The sequence below is a fragment of the Blautia sp. HA9023 genome (assembly GCF_056504095.1).
The window spans coordinates 982,917-992,500 of record NZ_JBWLUR010000006.1 but is presented as its reverse complement, the minus strand read 5'-3'; the positions used below and the strand labels follow the sequence as shown (position 1 = coordinate 992,500).

The following is a 9,584-nucleotide window of genomic DNA, read 5'->3' as shown; positions in this document are numbered from 1 at the left end:
CGCCGCGTTAGCGACCTATACCCTTAGCAGGGGCACCTCTTCGGCCTCTTGAGTACTTCTCCAGACTCCGAACTCATAATTTCTTATTAAATTGGAGTGCATTTCTTCTGTGTTTTCATCCGAAACGCAGGTTTAATTATAGCGGAAGGCGATATGCTTTGTCAACACCTTTTTTTATTTTTTTACATTAATTTTATTGTATTGCGATAGATGGGGGATAACAACGGGTATATACTGTTGTTTATTGCCTTATTGCACATGGCTACGCGGGTCGCATTGTAATGCGGGAATACGCAGGGGGAAGGCCATCTCAGAGTTCCGTAAGCCCGAAGGCCCTCCCCCTGCACCCCCACCCTCTTGGGCACGGAAACCAGTGTTACATCTTCGATGTGTAACACAGTTGACTCTTGTCTGTATTCTTCGGTATTCAGGATGTAGCTCTTTGCCGATCCAATCTTCTGTATGCTACGATATTCAAAATGGTTCTCTTTGCCGATCTAGTTTTCTATATGCCACTCTATTTCAAAATGCTTCCCTTAGCCTATCCGGCGTTCTATATGCCACTCTATTCAAAATACTTCCCTTCACCAATTTAATCCCTATACGCTTTAAGAAACTCCCCACAACCAGGACAGGGCGCCATAGCGCCCGCCTCCGTCCCTCTGCTGGCTTCTTTTCTTCTTTCCGGTCTGAATGCACAGCCGAGGCTCAGGATACTGGCTGGCTCTGCTTCTGCAGGAGGGGTGTGCTTCTTAGATGCCAGCCCCCGACGAAGCCGCAGACCGGACAGTATCCTGAGCCTCGGCGTCCCGTCAGCCACCAAACCGTCCAATCACCAACAAACTCCCGCAGAAGCCCACCCTCTCAGCCATCCAGCGCAGCGCTGATGGCTCAACAACCTTCAAATTCAACAAAAAAGAGACTGCACACCCATGCAGCCTCTTAATGTTATTGATACAGTTTTTCGTTAGATCATCCAGAAATTATCCGTGCAGACAATCTTCCTGTAAGTCTCAAACTTAAACCACTTATTATGAAACTCCGACTTATTATCAGCCGCCTTAAACTCCTTCAGGAACTGCTGATAATCATCATTACTGCGGATCTCCAGGGCAAAACCTCTCTCGTCCACAACAGGAAGCCCCATAAAGGCATACTTATCCAGCGGAATAATATCCAGCACCTTCTTATCACGAATAAGAACAGCTGCATTGTCCTCCAGGGATACAATATCAAAATAACCCGGATACTCGAAGCTATCACCTTCTGTAGGTACAGCATCCCCTACATGATAAGTCTTAACCTCTTTATCCGCCTTAGAAAGCAGCGCATTCTCAAGGTTAAAATAAAACTCCTCAAAAACATAACCGCCAACCTTCACATCATCCTTCTGGAAATAAGGCTTCTCACCCTCAGTATCAACAGACTCCACAACACCACACGCAGAAGTCATATGACTCACACGATCGATCAGGATCAGCTCACCAAGAGTCTTATTCTTCTTAAACTCATCCAGCACAACCTTATCAGAAAGACCGATCTTACACAAAGCGATCTCATTCTTCTCAATGGTATCTGCATGAAGCTGCTCTCCAGTATTTACATCCGTCTTAAACTCAATACTCTTAACCACACCTGCGATCTTCTTGGTACCAAGCTTCACAAGATATTCCTTGCCCACTTCAAGCCTGGAATCATCCATCCAGAGAAGCGTAGCCTCAAAACCTTTAGCCACCGGAATCTCATTATTATTGGTAAGAACACGGCCACGGCTGACATCCACCTCTTTATCCAGCTGAATGGTAACAGCCTGGCCTGCAACAGCCTCCTCACGGTTATCACTGCCCACCAGGATCGTCTTAACAGCCGCTGTCTCGTTGCTGGGGAGCGTAGTGATGGTATCGCCTACATGAACCCGGCCACTCTCGATCTGGCCCTGGAAGCCACGGAATTCATGGTTTGGACGGGAAACTCGCTGGACAGGAAGATAAAACTCGCTGACATTCTCAGCCTCGGAAACATCTACAGTCTCAAGATGATCCAGAAGAGCTTTGCCCGTATACCACGGCATATTCGGAGACTTCTTCGTAACGTTATCACCCTCTGTAGCACTGACAGGAATGATTACAACATCCTGAAGACCCAGAGTCTTTGAAAGCTCATTGATATCCTTCACGATCTCGTTAAAACGGCTCTCACTGTAATCAACAAGATCCATCTTATTAACAGCAAATACGAAATGATGGATACCCATCAGAGCGCAGATACGCGCATGACGTCTTGTCTGCACCAGAACACCCTGTTTTGCATCCACAAGAATAATGGAAAGCTGGGCAAAAGAAGCACCAACTGCCATGTTTCTTGTATACTCTTCATGACCAGGAGTATCCGCAACAATAAAACTTCTCTTATCCGTTGTAAAATAACGGTAAGCAACATCAATAGTGATGCCCTGCTCACGCTCAGCCATCAGACCATCCAGAAGAAGAGAATAATCAATGGCACCGCCTCTGGAACCTACCTTGCTGTCCAGAAGAAGGGCTTTTTCCTGGTCTGCATATAAAAGCTTGGAATCATAAAGAATATGGCCGATCAGTGTAGACTTTCCATCATCCACACTTCCGCAAGTGATAAATTTCAGTAATCCGCTCATCCTAGAAGTACCCCTCTCTCTTTCTTTTTTCCATGCTGGCAGCTCCGCCGTCGGAATCGATAACACGTGTAGTTCTCTCAGATTCCACAGAGCTTAAAGTCTCGTCAATGATCTCGTCCAGTGTTTCTGCGTCAGACTCGATACCACCTGTCAGAGGATAGCATCCAAGAGTACGGAAACGAACTTTTTTCATCTGCGGCTCCTCACCCGGGTTCAGACGCATTCTGTCGTCATCCACCATAATGATGTTGCCGTCTCTGTATACAACCGGACGCTCTTTTGCAAAATACAGCGGAACGATCGGGATATTTTCTCTCTTAATGTACTGCCAGATATCAGTCTCAGTCCAGTTGGAGATTGGGAAAACACGGATGCTTTCACCTTTGTTGATCTCAGTATTGTAAAGCTTCCACATCTCCGGACGCTGGTTCTTCGGATCCCAGGCCTGCTCTGCGTTACGGAAGGAGAAAATACGCTCTTTTGCACGGCTTTTCTCCTCATCACGACGGCCGCCGCCAAATGCAGCTGTGAAACCATATTTCTTAAGAGCCTGTTTCAGGGCCTGTGTTTTCATGATATCTGTATATGCGGAACCGCTGTCAAAAGGATTGATTCCCTGTTTCACACCGTCCTGGTTAATGTACTCAAGCATTTCGATTCCGAGATCTTTTGCAGTCTTGTCACGGAACTCGATCATCTCTTTAAATTTCCAGGTTGTATTTACATGAAGAAACGGGAATGGCGGTTTCTCCGGGTAAAAAGCTTTCATCGCAAGATGAAGCATTACAGAACTGTCTTTTCCTATAGAATAAAGCATTACCGGCTTTTCGCACTCTGCTGCAACTTCACGGATGATGTAAATTGCCTCCGCTTCCAGCTCATCCAAATGTGATAATCCACTCATATCTGATCTCATCCTCCTGTTCCGGCCGCCAAAACCGGCAGCACCTGTTTTCTAGTATTTATTCGAATTTCGTCGATCCACATCGATCACGGATGTGGAACCGTCTGTTTTTGTAATGATCCAGTGAAGGATATCACCTTCGCTTTTTACATTCATGATACTTCCGTTACCACCGATATCCGCACCAAGGAAAAAGTCAATGGCGCCGGCTTTACATTCCTTTACACAGGAAACACAGCCCCAGCAGTTTTTCGGATATTTCATCACGGCTTTTTTGTCTTCCATGACAATCAGGGTTCCCGGACATACTTCACTGCACTTTCTGCAGCCAACACATTTTTTCTGATCAATTCGTATGCTCATATGTGTCCTCCTTTACAATGTCACGGAAAATGATCTTGATCTCGCCGTTTTCCAGTTTCGAATTTACATATTTATAAAATTTCTCATCGGTTTCCGGATGATCCAGATTTTCGTTGAAAGAATGCCATCTGGTCTCTTTTCGGTTTTTCAAATGAGCAATCAGTGAACGACACACAATGAGACGCTCACGAAGTTCGTATGCAAACATCAGCTCATGCATATCTGCTGCCGCTGTTTTTTCGGCAAGAGCCTGAAGCTTAAGGATCTTTTCATCTGCAAGATCCAGCTGTTTCTCATTGAACTGATAATTGGAAGCAATTCCTCCCGCATACTCGTCCATGACTTTCTGCATGGCTTCCTCAAGCTCCTCAACGGAAAATGCCGGTGCATCTTCATTACGGAACTTTTCGTACTGAGAAAGGATTTTTTCTTCCTGAACTTTGATCTCCGCTTCTGTGGTAATATCCGCTTCTTTCAGAGATCCTGCGGAAAACTGTTTCACCATATCCAGTGCTGCAAGTTTTCCTTCTGCAAGTGCCCCTGTTACATATTTCTGGGGACATCCGCCTGCAACATCACCTGCTGCATAAAGACCTTTCACAGTAGTCTCACGGCCTGTGTTTACCCAGTAGCCGCTGGCTGTATGGCCGCCTACGATATAGGGCTCTGTTCCCTGGATCTCCACATCCTGCTCACTTGGGTTTTTTCCACTTTCGATCCATTTCAGAGTCTGGCTTGGTGCCATGTTCAGATAAGCTTTCAGAAGATCTTCATCCTGCTCTTTCGTGATCCCTGTAGTCTTCAGGTAACACGGGCCATGGCCAAGCTGATTTTCCCGGACTGTTCCGTAAACTCGCTCGCTTGTGGTCAGACCGTATTTTGTCTCGTAGATCTCGCCTGCCGCATTGATCTGTTTTGCGCCGACACCCTGTGCGATGGTTCCTGTAGGAGCGATGGTGTCCTTGCAGCGAAGAGCAATAAAACGCATCTCAAAAGATGTCATCTCCGCGCCTGCCAGGATTCCCATTGCGTATCCGGCACCTGTGTTAAATGGCGGATACCACATCTTATGTCTGGAAAATCCAGGATTGTTCGGTTTATAAAGTCCAGCCGCTCCGCCGGTTGCAACAAGAACTGCTTTTGCCCGGATAACGTAAGCGGTTTCTTCCATAATAGAAAAACCAACGGCTCCGTAAACCTGACCGTCTTTTACAAGAAGGTCTGTGATATTTACATAATTCAGAACATCTACATTCTCAGCTTCATGAACTGCATCCGCAAGAAGTGGTTTGAAATTCTCGCCGTTGATCTTGATGTTACGGTTTCCTCTGGCTACATAATCGCCATTTTCATCCTTCAGGATCACAAGTCCAAGTTTTTCCATTTTTGCGGTAACTTCGTTGAAGTTCTCCGCTGCTGTAAGAAGAAGGTCCTGTCTTACGATCCCGGCGGCATCTTTTGTGGCGTAATCTACATAGTCCTGAGGCTTGCGGCCTTTTACAATGTAGGCATTGATGGCGTTGACACCAGCTGCCAGACAGCCGCTTCGCTTGATATTTGCTTTTTCTGCGATCAGTACCCTGCCGGCTTTCTGTTCTGAGAGAACCAGCGCCGCATAGCAGCCTGCGGTACCTCCGCCTATGATCAGCACATCCGTTGTAATTTCTTTTGTGTTTAATCTGTTTTTCATACTCATCACTCTGTTATCTGAATCTCATGTACAGTTACATTTTTTTCTTTGTCTACGCCGAAGGCCTTCAGCACCGGGTTTTCTGCATCCATAAGGGAGAGGATCAGATATTCGATGTTCGGGTCAAAAGCAAGTCGTTTGTCTTCTTCGGAAGGCCTTGACGGAGACTCCGGATGAGAATGAAAGTTTCCGATCATCTGATATCCGTTCTGACGGATATCTTTGATCGCGCTCAGCTGTTCTTTCGGATCCATGGAAAAGTGCTCGTTACTCTCGTCGATATTTGTCAGTAAATACACCTTCTCGATGGTTTTTACATCGCCCTCAATGGTCCCGCCCAGAAGGCCGCAGGACTCATTGGGAAGTCCCTTTCTGCAATGGTCTAATATTTTTTCGTAATCTTCTTTTTTTAATTTCAGCATTATCTTCGCAGCCTCCAATGGGTTTCTATACTTATTTATACTGCCTGCACCAGCAGACACTTTTGACTTCTATATGATCAGTGTTTCAGCTCGCACACAGCCTGCTCGTAATCGATCAGCTCTGTGATGGTCGGATTGTCGCCGCATACCGGGCAGTGATGGTTCTTCGGAAGTTTTACGGTACGGAATGTCATCTTCAGCGCATCGTAGGTAAGAAGTCTTCCTGTAAGAAGGTCACCCTGTCCGATGATGTACTTGATGGCTTCCATTGCCTGAAGGCTTCCGATCACGCCGCCCATGGCTCCGATAACACCAGCCTGCTTACAGGTCGGTACGGCATCCTTTGGTGGCGGGCTCTGGAATGCACATCTGTAGCATGGTCCCTGTCCCGGAACGTAAGTCATCAGCTGTCCCTGGAAACGGATGATACCTGCATGTGAAAACGGTTTCTCAGCCATTACACAGGCATCGTTGATAAGGAATTTTGCAGGGAAGTTGTCCGTTCCATCCAGAATGAAATCGTAATCTTTGATCAGATCCATAATGTTGCTGGAATCTACAAATGTATGATATGTATTTACGGTAACGTCCGGGTTGATGGCTTTCATAGTCTCAGCCGCAGACTCTACTTTCAGTTTGCCAACATCTGCAGTTGTGTGGATGACCTGTCTCTGAAGATTTGAAAGATCTACCTCATCTGCATCTACGATTCCGATTGTTCCCACACCTGCTGCTGCAAGGTAAAGGGCTGCCGGTGATCCAAGTCCGCCGGCTCCGATGATAAGAACCTTGGCATTCAGAAGCTTTTTCTGGCCTTTTACTCCCACCTCTTTCAGGATGATGTGGCGGGAGTAACGCTCAAGCTGCTCATTTGTAAAAGCCATTATCTTGCGCCTCCTCCCATGTAGTACAGGAACTCAACAACATCACCGTCTTTTACAACTGTGTTCGGAACGTCTTCTTTGCTGATGAATTCATCGTTGATGGTTACGGTTACATACTCAGGACTTTCGATATCCTCTTTCTCAATAAGCTCTGTAAGTTTCAGTCCGTCTTCGTATTCTTTTTTATTTCCTGCAACTGTGATTGTCATTTCTCTGTTCTCCTATTCTTCAACTTTTCTTACGATCAGTGTATAAGTTCCATCTTCATTATCTTCAAGTTTCAGGATCTGATGTCCTTCTTCTTTTACGCTTCTCGGTACATTCTGTACTGGCTCGCCATCGTTCATTTTGATCGCCAGGATCTGTCCGTCGTCTAGCTCCTCAAGTGCTACTTTTGCTTTTACAAAAGTTACCGGGCAAACTACATCGGTAATATCTACTGTATCATCAATTTTAATATCAGCCATTGTATGCTCCTTTCAAAACTTCCTGAAGTTTTTCAGCGCCTACCCGGTCGATGGTAAATTTAAAACGCTCTCCCGGATTTGCATAGTCATCAAAGAACTGGATCGCTGCATCGGTCACTCTGAAAAGCTGTTCTTCAGAGGTGATCAGCGGAAGGAATTCCTGTCCCTTGCTGATGTGATTTCCAAACGTTCCGCCAAAGGAAACGATATATGCTTCGTTTACATCCCATGCATCCACCGGACAGGATTTTGCACATCTGCCACAGTAGTTACATTTCTCTGTATCGATCACCAGCTTGTCATCTTTAAAGGAAATGGCGTTTTCTCTGCAGGCCTTTTCGCAGACACCGCAGTGGATACATGCCTCCTCTTTCCAGCTGACCTCAGCCGCTCCCTTGATCCCTACATCATTCTCCTCTGCCTTCAGACAGTTGTTCTGGCATCCGGTAACACCGAATTTGAATTTATGAGGAAGCTCTCTTCCAAAATATCTCTCATTTAATTTCACCGCAATGTCATAGCTGTTGATGTTTCCGCTTGGACAGACTGCGTTACCCTGGCAGGCTGTAACTGTACGGACTCTCGGTCCGCAGACACCAGGTTTGCATCCGCCTTTCGCAAGATCATCTTTTACATCATCAATATCATCTAATTTAATGAACGGGATCTCAACTCCCTGTCTGGAAGTAAGATGTACATATCCGTCACCGTATTTCTCAGCTACTTCTGCAATCTTCTTAAGGTTTTCTGCGGTAAGCGTACCGCCTACACAGGCAAGACGAAGAGAAAAATTATTTTTCTGCTTCTGTCTCATGAAACCACCTTTTTTTAATGTAGCGTAATCTACTTTTGCCATAGCGAACTCTCCATTTCTCTGCTGGTGCAGCTATCGATTTTATCTGTTACTCTCTATCGCTTGTTTGAAATCTTCTTTTAAATCTTCAATGTCTTCAATTCCCACGCTGATCCGGATCAGGTCTTCGAACACTCCGGACTGCTGTTTCTCCTCATCGGAGATGTGTGCCGCGATGGTGGATTCCGGATGGATCACCAGTGTCTTCGTATCTCCGATGTTGGAGATGATCAGCGGGATCTTCAGGGAATTGATAATGGAAAAAGCTTTCTCCTTGCTTCCGGTTCTTACGGTTACGATAGCTCCGTAACCATTCCTGAACTGCTTTTTCGCAATTTCGTGATAAGGGCTCTCTTCCAGTCCCGGATAATTTACTTCAATGTCACCACCCAGGCTCTGTAAAAATCTGGCAAGTTCCAGTGCGTTGTCACACTGTCTCTGCATTCGAAGTCCCAGGGTTTCCAGTCCCAGATTATTAAGGAAAGCATTCTGCGGAGCAAGACACGCGCCAGTGTTCCGGAAAAGTCCGTTTCGAAGTTTGGCGATGTATGCAAATGGTCCGAATTTCCGGTATGGAGCAAGTCCCGGATATCGGTCAGGGTCCCATTTCAGGCCCTTACCACAGACAAGAATGCCGCTGATCGCATCGCTGCTTCCATTGATATACTTGGAAGAAGAATGAACCACGATGTCAGCTCCAAGCTTCAGTGGCTGGATCAGATACGGGGTTGCTACCGTATTGTCTACGATCAATGGTACGTCATGCTTATGTGCCACTTCTGCAACTGCCTGGATATCGGTAACGTCCAGCTTGGGGTTTCCGATCGTCTCCGCAAAAATAAGTCTCGTTTTCTCTGTGATCTCTGCCTCAAAAGCTTCCGGCTTATTCTCACTTACGTACTTTACGGAGATCCCGAAAGGCTTCAGATCATCGAACAGTTCCACAGTTCCGCCGTACAGTCCGCAGGCTGCCACGATCTCGTCTCCTGCCTGCAGAATGTTCAGAAACGCATTGGTCAGCGCCGCCATTCCGGAAGCACATGCCACACTGCCGATTCCATCCTCCAGCATAGTCACTCTTTTCTCAAAGGACTCTACCGTAGGATTGTTGATCCTTGTATAGGAGAAGCCCATTTTTTTATTGTCAAAAATTTTCTCCAGGTCTTCCGCACTGTCATGTCGGAATGCGCTGCTCTGATAGATTGGAACCTGTGTGGCACCCTGCGGATATTTCTCATTGGTGCCGTGGAGCAGCCCTGTATTAAAGCCGTATTCGTTCATAGCCTCTTCCCTTTCTTTTGTTGACACTTATATTAACCTAGTATTCATAGTATGTCAATAGGAAATA

The 9,584-nt window shown here is 46.2% G+C and carries 10 protein-coding genes and 1 tRNA gene (1 of these 11 only partly in view); all 11 read right to left on the bottom strand.

Going from position 1 to position 9,584, the window contains the following annotated elements; translation table 11 throughout:
• Positions 1-62: transfer RNA gene (locus tag AC04Q6_RS08595), tRNA-Ser, on the bottom strand (it extends 26 nt beyond the left edge of the window).
• Between the two features lie 905 nt (positions 63-967).
• Complete coding sequence (locus AC04Q6_RS08590; RefSeq protein WP_476389640.1) at positions 968-2,653, bottom strand: GTP-binding protein; 1,686 nt, start codon at positions 2,651-2,653, stop codon at positions 968-970.
• A 1-nt stretch (position 2,654) separates the two neighbouring features.
• Positions 2,655-3,557: a sulfate adenylyltransferase subunit CysD gene (cysD, locus tag AC04Q6_RS08585; protein ID WP_015526618.1), complete on the bottom strand. Its 903-nt coding sequence runs from the start codon at positions 3,555-3,557 to the stop codon at positions 2,655-2,657.
• A gap of 51 nt (positions 3,558-3,608) precedes the next feature.
• Entirely contained in the window at positions 3,609-3,920 is a 312-nt protein-coding gene (locus AC04Q6_RS08580) for a 4Fe-4S dicluster domain-containing protein (protein ID WP_015526617.1), read from the bottom strand.
• Positions 3,904-5,610 (bottom strand): adenylyl-sulfate reductase subunit alpha, encoded by a 1,707-nt coding sequence (locus AC04Q6_RS08575; RefSeq protein ID WP_118063706.1) that lies wholly within the window; start codon positions 5,608-5,610, stop codon positions 3,904-3,906. The genes AC04Q6_RS08580 and AC04Q6_RS08575 overlap by 17 nt, the downstream gene beginning before the upstream one ends.
• A 5-nt stretch (positions 5,611-5,615) precedes the next feature.
• Positions 5,616-6,032, bottom strand: coding sequence for a M67 family metallopeptidase (locus tag AC04Q6_RS08570; protein ID WP_021976043.1), 417 nt, complete (start codon positions 6,030-6,032; stop codon positions 5,616-5,618).
• Between the two features lie 77 nt (positions 6,033-6,109).
• Positions 6,110-6,916: a thiazole biosynthesis adenylyltransferase ThiF gene (gene thiF / locus AC04Q6_RS08565; RefSeq protein WP_118063599.1), complete on the bottom strand. Its 807-nt coding sequence runs from the start codon at positions 6,914-6,916 to the stop codon at positions 6,110-6,112.
• A complete protein-coding gene (gene thiS, locus AC04Q6_RS08560; protein ID WP_021976045.1) occupies positions 6,916-7,125 on the bottom strand; it encodes a sulfur carrier protein ThiS in 210 nt (69 codons plus the stop codon). The genes thiF and thiS overlap by 1 nt, the downstream gene beginning before the upstream one ends.
• Positions 7,126-7,137: 12 nt before the next feature.
• A complete protein-coding gene (locus tag AC04Q6_RS08555; protein WP_015526613.1) occupies positions 7,138-7,383 on the bottom strand; it encodes a sulfurtransferase TusA family protein in 246 nt (81 codons plus the stop codon).
• Positions 7,376-8,239, bottom strand: a complete 864-nt coding sequence (locus AC04Q6_RS08550) for a 4Fe-4S binding protein (RefSeq protein ID WP_118063601.1) — start codon at positions 8,237-8,239, stop codon at positions 7,376-7,378. Before AC04Q6_RS08550 ends, AC04Q6_RS08555 begins: the two co-directional genes overlap by 8 nt.
• A gap of 39 nt (positions 8,240-8,278) precedes the next feature.
• Positions 8,279-9,517, bottom strand: coding sequence for an O-acetylhomoserine aminocarboxypropyltransferase/cysteine synthase family protein (locus tag AC04Q6_RS08545; RefSeq protein WP_119248319.1), 1,239 nt, complete (start codon positions 9,515-9,517; stop codon positions 8,279-8,281).
• Positions 9,518-9,584 lie beyond the last annotated feature (67 nt).